Source organism: Achromobacter sp. 413638 (assembly GCF_043119405.1).
Classification (GTDB): Bacteria; Pseudomonadota; Gammaproteobacteria; order Burkholderiales; family Burkholderiaceae_B; genus Achromobacter.
The window spans coordinates 11,761-28,935 of sequence record NZ_JBICCO010000087.1 but is presented as its reverse complement, the minus strand read 5'-3'; the positions used below and the strand labels follow the sequence as shown (position 1 = coordinate 28,935).

Sequence of the window (17,175 nt, the reverse complement as noted above, 5' to 3'; positions counted from 1 at the left end):
CCCCCCCCCCCCCCCCCCCCCCCCCCCCCCCCCCCCCCCCCCCGCTGGCGGACAGGGCCAGCGCGCCAAAGCCGGCATGGGTGTACAGCGTGCCGGCGACGGCGGTGCCCAGGCTGGCGCCCAGGTAGGTGACGCAGGTGTTCAGGCCCAGCACCGCGCCGCGTTCCTCGGGGCGGGCGCGCGACAGCAGCAGCACCAGCAGGTTCAGGCACAGCTGCGAGGCCGCGCCCCAGACGGCGGCGATGAGCAGCACGGCCGGCAGCGCCCGCGCGGCGGGCAGCAGCGCCAGGTAGACCAGCGCGGCGGCGCCCAGCGCCAGCGGCAGCGCGCGGCGCGGGCCCAGGCGTTCGATCAGCCGCGCGCCCAGCAGGCCCGACAGCATGAAGCCGGCGCCGTAGGCGAAGGCGATGAAACCGACCTGTCCGGCCGACAGCGCCAGCAGGCGCCGCACGTGGTCGGCCAGGAAGGCGTAGACGCCGTAGAAGGCGGACGAGAATGCCAGGCAGCCCAGCAGCAGCGCCGGCACGTCGCGGTACGACAGCGGCGCCAACAGGCGCGACAGGCGCACCGGCGCGGGATGGGCGGCGCGGCGTTCGGGCAGGCGGCGCAGGCCCAGCAGGGCGACGGCGGCGCACAGCGCGAGCACGCCATAGGTGGCGCGCCAGCCGATGGCGTCGGAAATCAGCGCCGACAGCGGCACGCCGGCCACCAGCGATACCGACCAGCCGGCGATGACGCGGCCCAGCGTGCGCGCCTCCTGGCCGGGCTGCGCGATCAGCGAGGCCGAGCCGTAGGCGGCGGGCAGGATGACGCCGGCGGCCGTGCCGGCCACGGCCTGGGCCAGCGTCAGCGCCAGCCAGTGCGGCGCGGCGGCCGACAGCAGCAGCGCGGCGATCAGCGCCAGCATGCCGCCCAGCAGCGTGCGGCGGATGCCGATGCGGTCGATGCGCGCGGCCAGGAAGAAGGCGCTGGCGGCGGTGGCGGCGCCATAGGCGGAAATGGCCGTGCTGATGGTGAGCGGGGTGGTCGAGAACGACCGGGCCACGTCGGAAAGAATGGGACTGAGCGCCAGGCCGTTGGATCCCACGACGCTGACGGCGAACATCAGGGCGGGAACGGGGCTGCGGGTGTTGCGATTCTGCATTCCCCGAATTTTATTTGAATAAAATAAGGGTTTACACCGATAATCCTTTATTCCATAAAAGTTTGAACGCCATTCGGCGTAACCCGATTCCGATGTCAGATCTCGACGAGCGCGACCGAAAACTATTAACGCTGCTGGCCGCCGACGCCACGCCCAGCTATGCCGAACTGGGCAAATTGCTGAACCTGTCCGCGCCGGCCGTGCACGAGCGCGTCAAGCGCCTGAAGCGCGATGGCCAGATCAAGGGCATCGCCGCCAGGCTGGACGGCGCGAAGATCGGCCGGCCGCTGCTGGCCTTCGTCCACGTGGACACCAACAACTGGACCATCACCCAGCAGGTGCTGGGCCTGGCCGAGCTGAACGAGGTCGAGGAAATCCACACCATCACGGGCAAGAGCGCCATGCTGCTCAAGGTGCGCGTGAGCGATACGCAGGCGCTGGAGCAGCTGCTGGCGCGCATCCACAAGATCGAGGGCATCACCAACACCACCAGCGACATCGCGCTGACCAGCTATCTGGAGCGCGGTCCGCTGCCGGACGACGCCTGAGCGCTGGCCCGTCAGGGAGCGTGGAGAGCCGGCCCGGGTCGGCCGGCTTGGCGCGGCCCCCGGCCGGTGCGCCGTCAGACGCGGGGGCCTGGCGCCGCGCGCAGGCGCAGCCGCGTGATCTCGGACGGCGCGCCCAGCCGCTTGGGCGGTCCCCAGTAGCCGGTGCCCCGGCTGATGTAGATCCACATCCTGCCGTGCCGGTGCAGCCCGGCGGTATAGGGCTGCTGCAGGCGCACGAAGAAGCCCCAGGGAAAGAACTGCCCGCCATGCGTGTGGCCCGACAGTTGCAGGGTGTAGCCCAGCGGCTCGGCGGCGGCCGCGCTGCGCGGCTGGTGCGCCAGCAGGATGCGCGGCCAGGCATCGGCCGGCGCGCCGGCCAGCGCCGCCGCCGGATTGCTGCGCTGGTGGGGATCGAAGGCGCCGGCGCTGTAGTCGGTGACGCCGGCGATGATCATCGGCAGTCCGGACGGATGGATCAGCGCGTGCTCGTTCATCAGCACCCGCAGCCCCATGCGGCGGAATTCCGCGACCCAGGGCGCGGCGCCCGAATAGTATTCATGGTTGCCCGTCACCAGGTACACGCCATGAGGCGCGCGCAGCTGGCCCAGCGGGCTGGCCTGCGCGGCCAGCTGTTCGACGCTGCCGTCGACCACGTCGCCGGTGATGGCGACGAGGTCCGGCGATTCCTGGTTGACCGCGTCCACGATGGCCTGCACGTAGCGCTGCTTGATGGTGGGGCCGACGTGGATGTCGCTGATCTGCACGATGGTGAAGCCGTCCAGGTCGGGCGGCAGGCCGGCGATGGGCACGTCCACCGTGACCACGCGGGCGCGCCGGCGCGCGTTGACGAAGCCCACGATGGTGGCGGCCAGCGCCAGCGTCGCCACCCACCAGGCCGAGGCCTGCCGCAGCGCGGTCCAGCCCAATTCCAGGCCCGCCAGGCTGGCCAGCCACAGGATCAGCAGCAGCGCGTCGCGCAGCACGGTGAAGACGAACAGCGACGAGAACAGGCCCATCGTGATCAGCCCGACCCAGGCGATCCGGTCGCCCCAGGGCGGCCGCGCCGAGGACCGGGCCAGCATGCCCAGCGGAATCAGGATGCAGGACAGCGCCAGCGCCAGCACGGCCGCGGCCGCGCTGGGGCCGTGATGCAGTCCGTCGGGAATGAGGCGGGCGCCGACGTAGAGATGGGCCAGCGCGCCCAGCGTGAGAAAGCGCAGGAAAAACGAGGATTGGCGTAGGGACACGGGGCGGCACCGGAGCGCCCGCGAGGCAGGCGCGTAGCAAGGGAATTGCCATTCTATGCCCCGGAGATGTCCGGGGGGTTGTGACTCTCGCGCCAGCGGGTTGCGGCAGGCGCGCGGCGCCTGCGGCCGCGCGCGCCGCCATGGCGCGGTCAGCGCCCTGGCAACTCGTCGCGGCGCAGCAGGCCGGGATGCAGCTCGTCGAGCCGGTTGATGCCGAGCATGGCCATGTTGCGGTCGACTTCGGCGCGCAGCAGGCCGATGGCGTGCGCCACGCCGGCCTCGCCGCCGATGGCGGCCGCGTAATTGAAGGGTCGGCCCACGAACACGCAGCGCGCACCCAGCGCCAGCGCCTTGAGCACGTCGCCGCCCCGGCGCACGCCGCTGTCCAGCATCACCGGCATGTCGCCGGCAGCGTCCAGCACGCCCGGCAGCGCCAGCAGCGGCGGCACCGCGCCGTCGAGCTGGCGGCCGCCATGGTTGGAGACGATGATGCCGTCCACGCCATGCTCGCGCGCCAGGGCCGCGTCGTCCGGATGCAGGATGCCCTTGATGACCAGCGCGCCGGGCCATTGCCGGCGGATGCGGGCCACGTGCTCCCAGCTCAGGTGGTCGCGCGCCGAGAAATCGCGCAGCACGGAGGCCGACAGGATGGGCGCGCCGCGCGTGGCGAAGGAGTTCTCGAAATGCGGCATGCCATGCGCCAGCAGCGTGCGCAGGAAGGTGCCGGCCAGCCAGCGCGGCCGGGTCAGGCCGTCCCAGGCCAGCCGCAGGCTGGGCTTGAGCGGCGTGGAGAAGCCGGTACGTACATTGTTCTCGCGATTGGCGGACACGGGAATATCTACGGTCAGCACCAGGGTCTCGTAGCCGGCCTTGCGGGCGCGCTCGACCAGCGCGTCGATGCGGGCCGGATCGCCGGGCAGATAGGCCTGGAACCAGGTGCCGGGCGCGGCCTGGATCACGTCTTCAAGCGGAATCAGCGAGGTGCCGCTGAGGATGGCGGGGATGTTGGACGCACGCGCGGCGCGGGCCTGGACGATGTCGCCGCGATAGGCCGACAGCGCGCTCAGGCCCATGGGCGCGATGCCGAACGGCGCGTCGTAGCGGCGGCCGAACAGGTCGAATTGCTGCGAGCGGGCCGATACGTTCACCAGCACGCGCGGCACGAAGCCGTAGCGCGCGAACGCGTCGCGGTTGGCGCGCAGCGACTGGTTGTCCTCGGCCGCGCCGGCGATGTAGCCGAAGATGGGGCGCGGCAGGCGCCGGCGCGCGGCCTGCTCGAAGTCGTCCAGCGACAGCATGCGCGCCAGGGCGCGGGGCAGGGGACGGGCGGGGGCGGTGGCGGTCATGGCGGGCGGTGCGCGACGGGGAAAGCCCCATAATCTAGCAACGCCGCCGCGCGCCACAAAGCGAATAAAACGCGAAGCGCTTCTTCGCCGGAAGGAAACATCGCGCCGGGGAAGCCGGCGCGACTCCGATCAGGGTTGGCCGCCGGAGCGGGCAGGCGGTCTCAGGCCGGCAGGGCCAGCAGCTCGCCCATGCGGACCGGGCCGCGCACCGAGGGCGTGTCGGACCAGCGGATCTTGTCCGGGCCGAACAGCACGATGGCGGTGGACCCGAGCTTGAAGCGGCCCATCTCGGCGCCCTTGTCCAGGTGGATGGGCGCGCGCGCGTCGGCGTCGTAGCGCGTGGCCTTGACGCCGCGCTTGTGCGGCGTGACCAGGCCGGCCCAGACGGTTTCGATGGAGGCGACGATCATGGCGCCGACCAGCACCAGCGCCATGGGGCCGTGCTCGGTGTCGAAGATGCAGACCACGCGCTCGTTGCGCGCGAACAGGCGCGGCACGTTGCGGGCCGTCAGCGGATTGACCGAGAACAGCCGGCCTGGCACGTGGACCATTTCGCGCAGCGTGCCGGCCACCGGCATGTGGACCCGGTGATAGTCGCGCGGCGACAGGTAGATGGTGGCGAACTCGCCGCCCTGGAACGGCGCGGCGCGCTCGGCGTCGCCGCCCAGCAGGTCGGCCAGCCCGTAGCTGTGGCCCTTGGCCTGGAAGATGCGGCCGTGCTCGATGGCGCCCATCTGGCTGATCGCGCCGTCGGCCGGGCACAGCACCGAGCCGGGCTCGTCGTCCAGCGGCCGCGCGCCGTCCTTCAGCGCGCGCGTGAAGAAATCGTTGAAGCAGTCGTAGGCCAGCGCGTCTTCCTGCTCGGCCTCGCTCATGTCGACGCCGTAGCGCTGCACGAAGCGCGAGATCATCCAGTTCTTGACCGCGGGTTCCCGGCAGTCGGACGCGTATCCGAACAGGCGCGACACCAGATGGTGGGGCGCAAGGTACTGGCTGGCGAGAAATAGCTGGTCTTTGATGGGCATCTGCGGGGGAAATAGCAGCGTCCCGCAAGGAGCGGGACGCGATGGAAGGGGCGCGCGGGCGGGGGGCGCGCAATGGGCGCGATTGTAACCTGATCGGCCCGGCGCGGCGTATGTCGTCAGACCCCGAGCCAGACTCGAATCAGACCCGCGCCAGACCCACGCCAGACCCGCGCCAGGCCGGGCGGCGTGTGGCTTCAGGCCGCCTTGGCGGACAGCTTGGTCTGGTACAGCCAGGCCTTGTAGTCGTCCAGGTCGCCGTCGAAAGGACGCACCTGGCCGTCGGCCACGATGATGAACTGGTCGGTGCTGGCGCGCAGTAGGTGGCGGTCGTGCGAGACCAGCACCAGCGTGCCCTCGAACTGCGCCAGCGCGCTGGTCAGCGCTTCGCGCGTTTCCAGGTCCAGGTGGTTGGTGGGTTCGTCCAGCAGCAGCAGGTTGGGGCGCTGCCAGACGATCAGCGCCAGCGCCAGCCGCGCCTTCTCGCCGCCGGAGAACGGCGTGATCGGGCTGGTGGCCATGGCGCCGTTGAAATTGAAACTGCCCAGGAAGTTGCGCAGCTCCTGCTCGCGCACATTGGGCGCGAGCTTGGTCATGTGCCACAGCGGCGATTCGTCGTGGCGCAGCATCTCGACCTGGTGCTGGGCGAAGTAGCCGATGGACAGGCCCTTGTTGAACTGAGTGTCGCCCGCCAGCGATTGCAGCTCGCCGGCGATGGTCTTGATGAAGGTCGACTTGCCGGCGCCGTTGATGCCCAACAGGCCGATGCGCTGTCCGGCCTGCAGCGAGAAATTGATGCCGGACACGATGATCTTCTCGGACACGGTCTGCGTGTCTTCATCGATGTTGCGGTAGCCGGCCGACACCGCGTCCATGGTCAGCAGCGGGTTGGGCGCGCGCAGCGGCTCGCGGAACTCGAAGGAGAACTCGGCGGCGGCGCGCAGCGGCGCCACTTCCTCCATCCGCGCCAGCGCCTTGATGCGGCTCTGCGCCTGGCGCGCCTTGCTGGCCTGGGCCTTGAAGCGGTCGATGAAGGACTGCAGGTGCGCGCGCTGGCGCATCTGCTTTTCCATCATGCCCTGGGCCAGCACCAGCTGCGCGGCGCGCTGGCGCTCGAACGACGAGTAATTGCCGGAATAGCGCCGCAGCTTGCGCTCGTCGATGTGCACCACGACGTTGACCACTTCGTCCAGGAAGTCGCGGTCGTGCGAGATGATGAGCAGCGTGCCCGGATAGCGCTTGAGCCAGTCCTCCAGCCAGATGATGGCGTCCAGGTCCAGGTGGTTGGTGGGCTCGTCCAGCAGCAGCAGGTCGGACGGGCACATCAGCGCCTGCGCCAGGTTCAGGCGCATGCGCCAGCCGCCCGAGAAGCTGGTCAGCGGCAGCCGCATCTGTTCCTGCGTGAAGCCCAGGCCGGTCAGCAGCTGCTCGGCGCGCGAGTGCGCGGTGTAGGCGTCGGCGTCGGCCAGCGCGGCGTAGATCTCGGCCATGCGCAGGCCGTTCTCGGCGCTTTCCGGTTCGGCTTCCAGCGCGGCCAGCTCGGCCTCCAGCTGGCGCAGCGTGGCGTCGCCGTCGATGGCGTATTCGATGGCCGGGCGGTCCAGCGCCGGCGTTTCCTGGGCCACGTGCGCCATGCGCCAGGTGGCCGGGTAGTCCAGGTCGCCCTGGTCGGCGTGCAGCACGCCGCGCAGCAGCGCGAACAGGCTGGACTTGCCGGCGCCGTTGGCGCCGATGAGGCCGATCTTGTCGCCGGGGTTGAGCAGCAGGTCGGCTTTGTCGAGCAGCGGCTTGACGCCGCGCGCGAGGGAAACTTGTTGGAAGCGGATCATGGTCGAAGCGGAAACGGGGGCGGCCCGGCGCGGTACCGCCGCGCGCGACACGGCGCGCGTGGCGGGATGAAGGGCGTGGGGTTCCGGCCTGGAGTTCAAGCGGCCCGCGCGCGGAACGGCACGGCGCAGGGCCTGGCGCCGCGCCGCGAAGCGCGGCGTCGTGCGCGTGAGGAACCGTATTGTACCGGGCCGGCGTGGTAATGCCGTTGCAGGGCTGGCGCGGCGGTATGGATGAGGGCGAGCGCGCGGCGCGCGCTCAGGCGGCGGCGATGGCAGCGGCCAGCGCCAGCACGCGTTCGGCTTCGCGCGCGTGCAGGTTTTCCACCAGCGAACCGTCGACCACCGCGACGCCCTGGCCGCTGGCCTGGGCATCGCGCCAGGCCTGCAACCGCTTGCGCGCGACGGCGATCTCCCCGGGGCTGGGCGCATAGGCCGCGTTGGCGGCGGCGATCTGGCGCGGATGAATCAGCGTCTTGCCGTCGAAGCCCTGGTTGCGGCCTTGCTCGCAGGCCAGCGCCAGGCCCGCGTCATCGTCCAGGTCCAGGTGCACGCCATCCAACGCCGCCAGTCCGTGGGCGCGGGCGGCCATGACGGCCAGCGAACGCGCCAGCAGCGTTTCCTCGCGGCCCGGCGTGTGGCGCGCATGCAGATCCTTGACCAGGTCCGACGTGCCCACGACCAGGGCCGCCAGCCGGGGATGGCCGGCGATGGCGTCCAGACGCAGAAAGCCCAACGGCGTTTCGCACATGGCCCACAAGGGAAGGTCGGCGGGCGCGCCGGCCGCGTCCAATGCTCGCGCCAGCGCGTCCAGCTGGGCCGGGCTTTCGACCTTGGGCAGCAGCACGGCGTCGGCGCCGGCGGCGGCGAGGGCGCGCGCGTCGTCCAGTCCCCACGGCGTGTCCAGCGCGTTGATGCGCGCCACGCATTCGCGTCGGCCGTAGCCGCCGGCCTGCAAGGCGGCGGCCACCTGCGCGCGCGCCTGTGGCTTGGCGTCGGGCGCGACCGCGTCCTCCAGGTCCAGGATCAGCACGTCGGCATCCAGGCCTCGGGCCTTGTCGAGCGCGCGGGCGTTGGCGCCGGGCATGTAGAGCGCGGAGCGGCGGGGGCGGGGCGTGGCGGGATGCATCGCGGTGTGGCGGGTGTCGCGGATTCAGGCCTTGGCCTTGACGCCGCCCACGATCTGCACGGGCGTGGTGCAGACGTAGCCGACGCCGTAGACCGTGCGTATGCCCATGTCGCCGCCGGCCAGCGCGCGCAGCTTGCGGCGCAGCCGGTGCATGTGGGCATCGAGGCGGTGGGTATCGTAGGCCTCGGCGCTGGCGCCCAGCGCCTCGACCAGGCGGCCGCGCGTCAGCGGCAGCGGCGCGGCCTGGATCAGCGCGCCGAGCAGGCGGCTTTCGGTGTCGGTGATGTCGACGTTGACCCGCGTCGGCGACAGCAGCTGGCGACGCGCCGGATCGAAGCGCCACACGCCTTCGGCGCGCGCGGGATCGGGCGACGGCACGACCCGCAGGCGGCGCGACAGCGACACCAGCGTGGCGCCCAGCTCGGCCAGGTTGACGGGCTTGGTCAGGTAGTGGTCGGCGCCCAGGCTCAGGCCCGAGACCTTGTCCTCGCTGAGCAGGCGGCCGGTCAGCATGATGATGCCCATGGCCGGATAGGTGGTGCGCAGATGCGAGACGCGACTCAGGCCGTCGCCGTCGGGCAGCATCGCGTCCAGCACCAGGATGCCCGGCGTCACGGCCAGCAGCAGCTGGTCCAGTTCGGACAGCGAGCCCGCGGTGAGGATGGCTTCGCCCAGGCCGAGTTCCTGGATGTACTCGGCGATGGTGTCGCGCCAGTCCCCGTGATCGTCGACGATGATGATGGTCACGGCGCCGGACAAGCTAGCGATGTGGCCGACGTGGCGTAACGCGCTCCCATGGCAAACACTCTTTCCGCTCCTTTCATGCCTGCGTTCTTATTTATTGGATTGGGATGTCTTGCACGCTCGAGGGCAGCCGGGCCGCCCTCGCGACGCGCTCCGGTTTTGACGCAAGCGGAGAATATCATCAACGCCACCGGGGCGACGCGACGAAAATCAAGCCTGCGGGCCATGAACGGGATTGTCCCGGATTGCTCAAAAAATGACCAGTCCGGCGAGCAGGCTGCGCAGGGCCGCCCGCCGGCGCTTGCCGCCCGCCTTATCCACAGAAACTGTGGATAAGGCGGGCGCTTCCTGTCTTCATCCGGGCAGCCGTTCGATCGGCACGCCCGGCGGTATCTTGCGCATCCGGTCGCGTTCGATGCGCTGCGGCGCGAAACGCGTCTTGCGCGACGCGGCATTCTGCAGCAGCACCGACAGCACGGAGCCCTTGTCCTGGATCCAGTGCGTCTTGCCGCGCAACAATTTCATGGCGTTGTCCGCGGTGCCCAGCTTGTAGGTCATGGCGTTGATCTCCACCGACTGTTTGCCGTTGAAGGCCGAGCCGTCCTGTTCGGTGAGGGCGGCGGCGTCCAGATTGCTGCTTTCATGATCCACGCGATAAATAAACTTCAGTCCGCTGAACGGATCCTGCACGACGATCAGCTTGTCCGAGCCGGATATGTCGGACAGCATGCCGATGACCGTGGACTCGACCAGCTGGTTGCCCCGCTGTTCCTCGGTATAAATAAAGATGCTGTGGCGGACGGCGGCCTGGGCCGCCGCGGCCGTGGCGGGGGTAGTACGGTTCATGCCTGGCTTGATCAATGCGGGGCGGGCGCCGCGGCGTCCGCTGCCCGGTATCGGGTTAACGGCGCGTGGGGGGATGAACTTGAGCGTTCTTGGGGAAAAATCTCCATGCCGCGCCCGCGCCGCGGCGGGGGGATGCGCGGGACGGTCCGGCGCGATGGCGGCGTGCTCAGGTCCGCCTGGAGGACCACACGATTGATACTGAGTGTATCAAATGCATGATGAAGTAACGGCGTGTGCGCGGCCGGGTGGAAACCGGCGTTCGGGCGCATGCGGATTGCACGAGGAGCATCTGGCTTGTCGTATGGAATTCGCGCGGGCATCATGCGCCGATGAAAAATACCGATGTGATTGTCCTGGGCGCCGGCATCGTGGGCGTGAGCGTCGCCCTGCACCTGGCCGCGCGCGGGCGCGCGGTGACGCTGGTGGACCGGCGCGGTCCCGGCGAAGAGACCAGCTACGGCAACGCCGGGCTGATCGAGCGCGCCAGCGTGATTCCCTATGCCTTTCCGCGCGACCTGCGCAGCCTGCTGCGCTACGCGCTGAACAATCGGCCCGATGTGCGCTATCACCCCGGCTTCCTGCCGCGCGTCGCGCCCTGGCTGGCGCGCTATTGGTGGCATTCGGCGCCGTCGCGGCTGGCGCGGGCCGCGCGGGCCATGCTGCCGCTGATCGAGCGCAGCGTGGCCGAGCATGACGCGCTCAAGGACGAGGCAGGCATCGCCGGCCTGTTCCGCCGCACGGGCTGGATCGACGGCGCGCGCAGCCAGGCGGGCCTGGATCAGGCCGCCGCCGAGGCCGCCTCGCTGTCGTCCTACGGCTTGAAGCATCAGGTGCTGGACCGCCAGGCGCTGACGGCGCTGGAGCCGGCCCTGTCCGAGCGCATGGTCGGTGGGGTCCATTGGCTGGACCCGGTCAATGTGTCGGATCCGGGAGCGGTCACGCGCGGCTATGCGGCCCTGCTGCAGCGGCGCGGCGGGGTGTTCGTGAACGGCGACGCGCGCAGCCTGCGGCAGGATGGCGGCGGCTGGCGGGTGGACACCGCCGACGGCCCGCTGCGGGCGCGCGAGGCGGTGGTGGCGTTGGGCCCCTGGTCCACCGATGTGCTCCGGCCGCTGGGCTATCGCGTGCCGATGGCGGTCAAGCGCGGCTATCACCAGCATTTCGCGCTGGAACGGGGCGCGGCGCTGACGCGGCCGGTGGCCGATATCGACAATGGTTTCGTGATGACGCCCATGACGCTGGGACTGCGCCTGACGACGGGCGCCGAGTTCGCCTCGCGCGACGCGCCGCCGACGCCGGTGCAGATCGGCCGGGTCCGCGCGCTGGCGGGACAGCTGGTGCCTCTGGGCGCGGCGGTGGAAGCGCAGCCCTGGATGGGCTGCCGGCCCTGCATGCCGGACATGCGTCCGGTGATCGGCCCGGCGCCGAACCACGCGGGGCTATGGCTGTCGTTCGGCCATGCGCATCATGGTTTCACGCTGGGCCCCGTGACCGGCCGGCTGCTGGCCAGCCTGATCACGGGCGAGGCGCCGGACATGGATCCGGCGCCCTACGCGCTGCGCCGTTGAGGCGCGGCGCGGGGTGGCGCGTCAGTCCTTGCCGGCGCGCGCTTCGCGGCGCTGGCGCACCGCCTTGGCCAGCGTGTCCAGCACCGGCGCGGTCTGCGACCAGCCCAGGCAGGCGTCGGTGATCGACACGCCGGGGCGCAGCGGCTGGCCGGGGGTGAGATCCTGGCGGCCTTCCTCGAGATGGCTTTCGATCATCACGCCGGTGATGCGCGCGTCGCCGCCGGCCAGCTGCGCGGCCACGTCCTGCGCGACCTCGACCTGGCGCAGGTGCGACTTGTTGGAATTGGCGTGCGAGAAGTCGATCATGACCTGCTCGCGCTGGCCGGCCTTGCGCAGCACCGCGCAACAGGCGTCCACGCTGGCTGCGTCGTAGTTGGGGCCCTGCTTGCCGCCGCGCAGGATCACGTGCGTGTCCTGGTTGCCGCGGGTTTCGAAGATGGCGGCCATGCCCATCTTGGTCATGCCCATGAAGGCGTGCTTGGCGCTGGCGGCGACCATCGCGTCGGCGGCGATCTGCACGCCGCCGTCGGTGCCGTTCTTGAAGCCCAGCGGGCAGCTCAGGCCGGAGCTGAGCTGGCGGTGGCTCGGGCTTTCGGTGGTGCGCGCGCCGATGGCGCCCCAGGCGATCAGGTCGGCGATGTACTGCGGGCTGAGCAGGTCCAGGAATTCGGTGGCGATCGGCAGGCCCAGGCCGCTGACGTCCAGCAGCAGCTCGCGCGCGCGGCGCAGGCCTTCGTTGATGCGGAAGCTGCCGTCCAGGCGCGGGTCATTGATGTAGCCCTTCCAGCCCACGGTGGTGCGGGGCTTTTCGAAGTACACGCGCATGACGATGAGCAGATCCTGGCGATGCTGGTCGGCGGCGGCGCGCAGCAGGCGGGCGTACTGCATGGCCTGGCCGTGATCGTGGATGGAGCAGGGGCCGACCACGATGATCAGGCGGTCGTCGCGGCCGTGCAGCACGTCGGCGATCTCGGTCCGGCTGCGTTCGACCAGCGTCTGGATCTCGTCCGAGACCGGCAGTTCGTCCTGCAACAGCGCGGGCGAGATCAACGGGCGCACGGCGGCGATGCGGGTGTCGTCGATGCGGGTGATGTCCTGGGTGGAATCGGCCGCGCCGACCTCGCGGTCGTGCAGGGGATCGTCAATGCGGGTCAAGGGAAGCTCCGTGCCATAGATGCGGAAAGACCGCCATTATCGCACCCCCGACCGCCCGAAGGTTGCCATCCTCCGTCCTAGGGCGCGGGCCGGCAAGCGCCGCACCATCGGCCAAGCGTACGCCTTCAGTCCCGAATTTAAGCCTATCAGCACTGAATTTGCATTAACCCGTCGGCACGGCGGACACGGCGCGCGCGGATGCCGTAGCATTGGGGGCAGACTAGATACGCAGGCTCCAGGACAGCGCACGATGCCCAAGACCGAAGCCGGCCCCGCCCGCCGCATCCTCCTGGTCGAGGATCATCCGGTCGAGCGCGCCTATCTGCAGAATATGCTCCTGGCGCTGGGCTGCCGTCGCGTCGCGGGCGTGGGCAGCGGCGCCGAGGCGCTGGCGGCCCTGACGCGCCAGTCCTACGACGTGCTGATCAGCGACATCGCCATGGGCGAGGGCGGCGGCACCCGCCTGCCCAACGAGCTGCGCAGGCTCAAGGACGCGGGCCGCCTGAAGCGCATGCCGCCCATCATCTGGATCAGCAATCTCAGCGACGAGCTGCGGCATTCGCATGTGCGGCTGGCCCTGCAGGCCGGCTGCCCGTCGGCGCAGGCGCTGGCCAAGCCGGTGTCGCGCTCGGTCATGCAGCAGGCGTTGAAGACGGCGCTGCACGATATCGACGATCCCGACCTGTCAGGCCGCGCCTCGGCCGGCCCGGCCCCCACGCGGGCCGAGCTGCGGCGCGCGCTGGGCACGGGCGAGGGCATGAGCGTGGTGCTGCAGCCGCAGCTCAATCTCACCACCGGCCGCATGGTGTCGGCCGAGGCGCTGTCGCGCTGGGACCATCCGACGCTGGGCACGATCGCGGCCGGCGATTTCGTGCCGGCCGCGCACAGGCTGGGGCTGGACCGGGTGCTGTTCGAGCGGGTCGCGGGACAGGTGCTGGAGGTGCTGCGCCGCATGCGCGGCGAGCGCATCGAGGTTCCCATCGCCATCAATGCCTCGGCGGCCACCTTGTGCTCCCCGGACCTGCCGGCGCAACTGGAGCAGCTGGTGGCGCGGGCGGGGCTGCCGGCGCGGCTGGTGAAAGTGGAGCTGACCGAGGACGAGCCCGTGAAGGATTGGCTTGCGCTGTCCTCGGTGCTGAACCTGCTGCGGGTGCGCGGCTTCGAGCTGGCGATGGACGATTTCGGCGCCGGCATCGCGTCCATGCGGCTGTTTTCCGCCATGCCCTTCACCGAGCTGAAGATCGACCGCGACTTCATCGTCCACATGCATCGCGAGCCGGCCTCGCGCGCCGTGGTGGCGGCCGCCATCGAAATGGGGCGGGCGCTGGGCCGCCGCGTGATCGCCGAGGGCGTGGAGCAGGAGCGCGACATCCTGCTGCTGCGCGAGCTGGGCTGCGAGCTGGCCCAGGGTTTCGGCATCTCGCCGCCGCTCGCGCCCGACGCCTTCATCGCGTTCCGGCGCCAGCACTGAGGCCGGCGCCGCAAGCCGGCGTCAAAGGCCGGACACCTCGATATTGCCGGGGTAGTCGATCGAGAACTTGAGCACGGTCTCGCGCGACTTGCCGGGCTCCAGGTCCCAGTTCCAGACCAGTTTGCCGTCGTCCTCGCGCTTGATGTCGCGCTCGGACGGCGACAGCAGCTTGACCTCGATCTTCTCGTTGCGCGAGACCGGCAGGCGGTCCTTGAACGAGACCTGCTCCTTGGTCGACTTGTTGTTCTTGACCGTGATCTTGTATTCATAGGTCACGCGTTTGCCGCCGCCGGAGAAGCCGGTGCTTTCGGTATAGCGGTTGACCAGCTGGCGCTTGACCGAGATGCCTTCGTCCGCGCCCATCGCCAGTTCCAGCTTTTCGCCGGGCATCACGGCCTTGAGCCGGCTGGACGCCACGAAGGCGTCGTCCAGGAACGTGTTGAGCGTGCCGGCCAGGAAGGGCATCTCGGTGCCGTTGCTGGCATGCGCGGTCAGGAAGGCCGCCTCGCGCAGCGACGGCGTGGATTGGTATTGGAGCGTCGCCGGCAGCTTGACCGTGGTGATGGCCACGCGCTGCGTGCTGTTGTCCGACGGCAGCGTGACGGGCGCCTGGATCTGGAACGAGGCGCTGGTGGCGCCCGACTGGACCTCGGCGGTTGCCGATGTCACCGCTTCGGGCTGCGGCTCGGGCTGCGCCGCGGCGTCGAAGGCCTGTTCCTGCACGGCCATCTTCTGGCGCGCCATCTGCCGCGCTTCGCTCGCCGCGGCCGGCGCGGGACGCGGCGCCGCCGCGGGCATGGGCGGCGGCGGCACCGCCACATCCACGACCCAGGGCGTCAGCGCCGGCGCGCCGCCGCCCAGCGAGGGGCGGGCGGTCGACAGGGTGAGCTTGACCTTGTTCCAGTCTTCGCCGGTGGTCTGGTTGATGACGCCGAAATAACCCAGGTCCACGCTGCGGTCGGCGGCGCGCAGCCGCGCGTCGTAGGCCGGCGTCCACTGGGCGCCGGCAACCGCATAGGAAAGATTCAGGTCCAGCTTGCCGGGGCGCGCCAGCATCACGCGCAGCGTCACGGTCTTGCTGCGGCGACCCTGGCGGTCTTGCAGCTGGCTGTACTCATTGGCCAGCGCCTCCCGCTCGCGCTCGATGTCGGCGCGCTGTTCCTCCACGCGCCGCAGCCCGGCCAGCGCGCGGCTCAGCGTGTCGGCGCTCAGCGACTGGACCGCCTTGAGCTCATCGAGCGAGGGGCGGGCGCCGTCCTTGCCGGGCTGGGTGGCGCCTTGCTGGATCAGCGTCACCAGTTCGCGCTGGTTCTCCAGCACGGCGGCCTCGTCGTCCAGCGCGGCCTTCTTGTTGTCGAGTTGATTGATCTGCTGCTCGAGCTGCCTGAGTCGATCGTTGGGCGTGTTCGCCTCGTAGGCGGTGCGCACCTTCACATCCAGCAGCGTGGCCTGGCCGGTGCTTTTGGCCGCGACCTGCAGGGAGTTGTCCTGCAACGAGGCGGGCAGCTTCTCCAGCACCAGCTCGTGCTCGCCGGCGGCCAGCTCGGCGCTGGCCTGACGGGTGACGACGGCGCGGTCCTGGTAGACCGTCACGGCGCCGATGGCCGAGGGCAGGGCGGCGGCCGCGCTCAGGCCGGGGAGGGTGGCGATGGACAGAGCCAGGAGGGTACGTCGCATGGTGGCGCCTATTGATCGATGGAATCGGAAGCGGCGCGGACGGACTTGCCCTGCGCCGGGGGCTAAATGTACACGGCGCGCAAGGGGCGGGCTTTACAGAAGGTGGCAAACGAAACCATGCGATACCGCCCTGATCGCCGGGGCGTCAGGGCGCGGCTTTTCTATTCCTGGATCACGGCTGTCGCGGGCGCGTCGGCCCGCAGCGTGGCGCCCATGCCCTGGCTCAGCATCGACAACAGCAGGGCGGGAGCCATGTTGAGCTGGGCCAGCAGCACGCTGCAGCGGGCCAGCCTGGCCAGGTCTTCGTGATTCTGGCGTGTCAACCATGCGCAGGCCTCGACCGACAACTGCATGCCGGCGATGGCGGCGGCGTTGCCGCTGCGCGCGATCCGCTGCAACAGCAGCAGATACATCAGGTTGGTTTCGTGGATGTCGCGCAGAAGTTCGGTGGATCTCGGCATCGGGCACCCCTTACTTCGTTGTGTCCGCGGACCGGATTCGTGGCGGGCGCGGAGCAAGGCGTGGCGCGTCCTTGGGAGGGCGTCTGCGCAGGCCGGTCGCCGGCCTGGCTGCCGATATGGTCTGTCGATCATATTTAAGCGACCGGGGGCCGTCAGTAATGGATTTCCCTGTACTCAATTCATACATATGTTAATTTTGTAAAAGAGACTAATTCTCATTTATAATGCCGCCCATGTCCCGCGGCGCATGCCGTCCGCCGGGCCGTCTCCTTCTTCCAGCCGCCGGGGTACGCGATGGGTCTTTCTTCCGACGAACGCCAGCAATTGCAGCGCGAGCATGCCGCCTTGCTCGCGGCCTACGGACGCGTGCAATCGCATTGCAGCCGGCTGCTGGCCGCGCAGGCCGGACGCATCGAGCGGCTGGAAAGCGAAAACCTGCAACTGCGCGCCCGCCTGATCCGCCAGGAGACGCTGCTGTCCTGGGAGCGCGAGGATAGAGCTGCGCTGGAGCGCGCCGTGCCGGGGCTGCCGCGCCGCGCCGCCCTGGCGCGTCGCGTCGGCCAACTGATGGAGCGGGTGCAGGCGCTGATGCGCGAGCGCCTGGCCTGGCAGGACAGGCTGGTCGCGCCGGTCCCGTCAACGGTGGCGCTGCGATCCGAGGCGCCGGCCGTCGCCGTCGCGCTGCGCGAGAAGTCCGTGCTGTGCGTGAGCGAGGATGCGATGGCCCTGATGCTGACGCGCAAGGTGGTCGAAATGGCCGGCGGCCGCTACCAAGGCCGCAGCGGCAAGGAAGACGCCGACACGCTGGAGGCCAGCCTGGTCGCGGCCGACCTGGTGATCTGCCAGACCGGTTGCGTCAGCCACGGCGCCTATTGGCGGGTGCGCGACCATTGCACGCGCACCGGCAAGGAATGCGTGCTGGTGGACAGGCCCGAGGCGCTGGACGGCCTGCGGCCGACGGAAACGGCGGGGCGCTGACCGCGCCGTCCGC

General features: G+C 70.2%; 15 protein-coding genes. 4 read left to right on the top strand and 11 right to left on the bottom strand.

Annotated elements, in window-relative coordinates; all coding sequences use genetic code 11:
- Positions 1–1,144: MFS transporter (locus ACEU5R_RS26425; RefSeq protein WP_392412699.1), on the bottom strand; the 1,144-nt coding region annotated here is incomplete at its 3' end.
- Positions 1,145–1,236: 92 nt separating this feature from the next.
- On the opposite strand from ACEU5R_RS26425, the gene ACEU5R_RS26420 reads away from it, so the two are divergent.
- Entirely contained in the window at positions 1,237–1,692 is a 456-nt protein-coding gene (locus tag ACEU5R_RS26420; protein WP_103274199.1) for an Lrp/AsnC family transcriptional regulator, read from the top strand.
- A 74-nt stretch (positions 1,693–1,766) separates the two neighbouring features.
- On the opposite strand, the gene ACEU5R_RS26415 is transcribed toward ACEU5R_RS26420, so the two are convergent.
- The 7 genes from ACEU5R_RS26415 to ACEU5R_RS26385 all read right to left on the bottom strand — a co-directional run bounded on the left by ACEU5R_RS26415 (position 1,767) and on the right by ACEU5R_RS26385 (position 9,852).
- On the bottom strand, positions 1,767–2,939 hold the full coding sequence (locus ACEU5R_RS26415; RefSeq protein WP_392412698.1) for a metallophosphoesterase: 1,173 nt from the start codon (positions 2,937–2,939) through the stop codon (positions 1,767–1,769).
- Positions 2,940–3,088: 149 nt separating this feature from the next.
- Positions 3,089–4,237, bottom strand: coding sequence for an alpha-hydroxy acid oxidase (locus ACEU5R_RS26410; protein ID WP_392412701.1), 1,149 nt, complete (start codon positions 4,235–4,237; stop codon positions 3,089–3,091).
- 209 nt (positions 4,238–4,446) lie between these two features.
- Positions 4,447–5,310, bottom strand: a complete 864-nt coding sequence (gene asd / locus ACEU5R_RS26405) for an archaetidylserine decarboxylase (protein ID WP_103274202.1) — start codon at positions 5,308–5,310, stop codon at positions 4,447–4,449.
- A gap of 194 nt (positions 5,311–5,504) precedes the next feature.
- Complete coding sequence (locus ACEU5R_RS26400; RefSeq protein WP_103274203.1) at positions 5,505–7,136, bottom strand: ATP-binding cassette domain-containing protein; 1,632 nt, start codon at positions 7,134–7,136, stop codon at positions 5,505–5,507.
- A 256-nt stretch (positions 7,137–7,392) separates the two neighbouring features.
- The gene (locus ACEU5R_RS26395; RefSeq protein WP_392412695.1) at positions 7,393–8,262 is read right to left on the bottom strand and encodes an HpcH/HpaI aldolase/citrate lyase family protein; all 870 of its coding nucleotides are present in this window, start codon (positions 8,260–8,262) and stop codon (positions 7,393–7,395) included.
- A 24-nt stretch (positions 8,263–8,286) separates the two neighbouring features.
- Positions 8,287–9,009, bottom strand: a complete 723-nt coding sequence (locus ACEU5R_RS26390; RefSeq protein ID WP_103276454.1) for a response regulator transcription factor — start codon at positions 9,007–9,009, stop codon at positions 8,287–8,289.
- A gap of 351 nt (positions 9,010–9,360) precedes the next feature.
- Positions 9,361–9,852 (bottom strand): hypothetical protein, encoded by a 492-nt coding sequence (locus ACEU5R_RS26385; RefSeq protein WP_103274204.1) that lies wholly within the window; start codon positions 9,850–9,852, stop codon positions 9,361–9,363.
- A gap of 329 nt (positions 9,853–10,181) precedes the next feature.
- Here ACEU5R_RS26385 and ACEU5R_RS26380 point away from each other — a divergent pair, with 329 nt between their 5' ends.
- The gene (locus ACEU5R_RS26380) at positions 10,182–11,420 is read left to right on the top strand and encodes an NAD(P)/FAD-dependent oxidoreductase (protein ID WP_392412693.1); all 1,239 of its coding nucleotides are present in this window, start codon (positions 10,182–10,184) and stop codon (positions 11,418–11,420) included.
- Positions 11,421–11,441: 21 nt separating this feature from the next.
- Here the strand turns inward: ACEU5R_RS26380 and ACEU5R_RS26375 are convergent, their stop codons facing one another.
- Complete coding sequence (locus ACEU5R_RS26375; protein ID WP_392412691.1) at positions 11,442–12,575, bottom strand: 3-deoxy-7-phosphoheptulonate synthase; 1,134 nt, start codon at positions 12,573–12,575, stop codon at positions 11,442–11,444.
- Between the two features lie 250 nt (positions 12,576–12,825).
- Here ACEU5R_RS26375 and ACEU5R_RS26370 point away from each other — a divergent pair, with 250 nt between their 5' ends.
- A complete protein-coding gene (locus ACEU5R_RS26370; protein ID WP_103274207.1) occupies positions 12,826–14,046 on the top strand; it encodes an EAL domain-containing protein in 1,221 nt (406 codons plus the stop codon).
- Between the two features lie 21 nt (positions 14,047–14,067).
- Here ACEU5R_RS26370 and ACEU5R_RS26365 read toward each other — a convergent pair whose 3' ends face one another.
- Both ACEU5R_RS26365 and ACEU5R_RS26360 read right to left on the bottom strand, forming a co-directional pair.
- The gene (locus ACEU5R_RS26365) at positions 14,068–15,723 is read right to left on the bottom strand and encodes a mucoidy inhibitor MuiA family protein (RefSeq protein ID WP_103274208.1); all 1,656 of its coding nucleotides are present in this window, start codon (positions 15,721–15,723) and stop codon (positions 14,068–14,070) included.
- Positions 15,724–15,884: 161 nt separating this feature from the next.
- Positions 15,885–16,184: a flagellar transcriptional regulator FlhD gene (locus ACEU5R_RS26360; RefSeq protein ID WP_103274209.1), complete on the bottom strand. Its 300-nt coding sequence runs from the start codon at positions 16,182–16,184 to the stop codon at positions 15,885–15,887.
- 294 nt (positions 16,185–16,478) lie between these two features.
- Here ACEU5R_RS26360 and ACEU5R_RS26355 point away from each other — a divergent pair, with 294 nt between their 5' ends.
- Entirely contained in the window at positions 16,479–17,162 is a 684-nt protein-coding gene (locus ACEU5R_RS26355; protein ID WP_392412689.1) for a DUF2325 domain-containing protein, read from the top strand.
- Positions 17,163–17,175 lie beyond the last annotated feature (13 nt).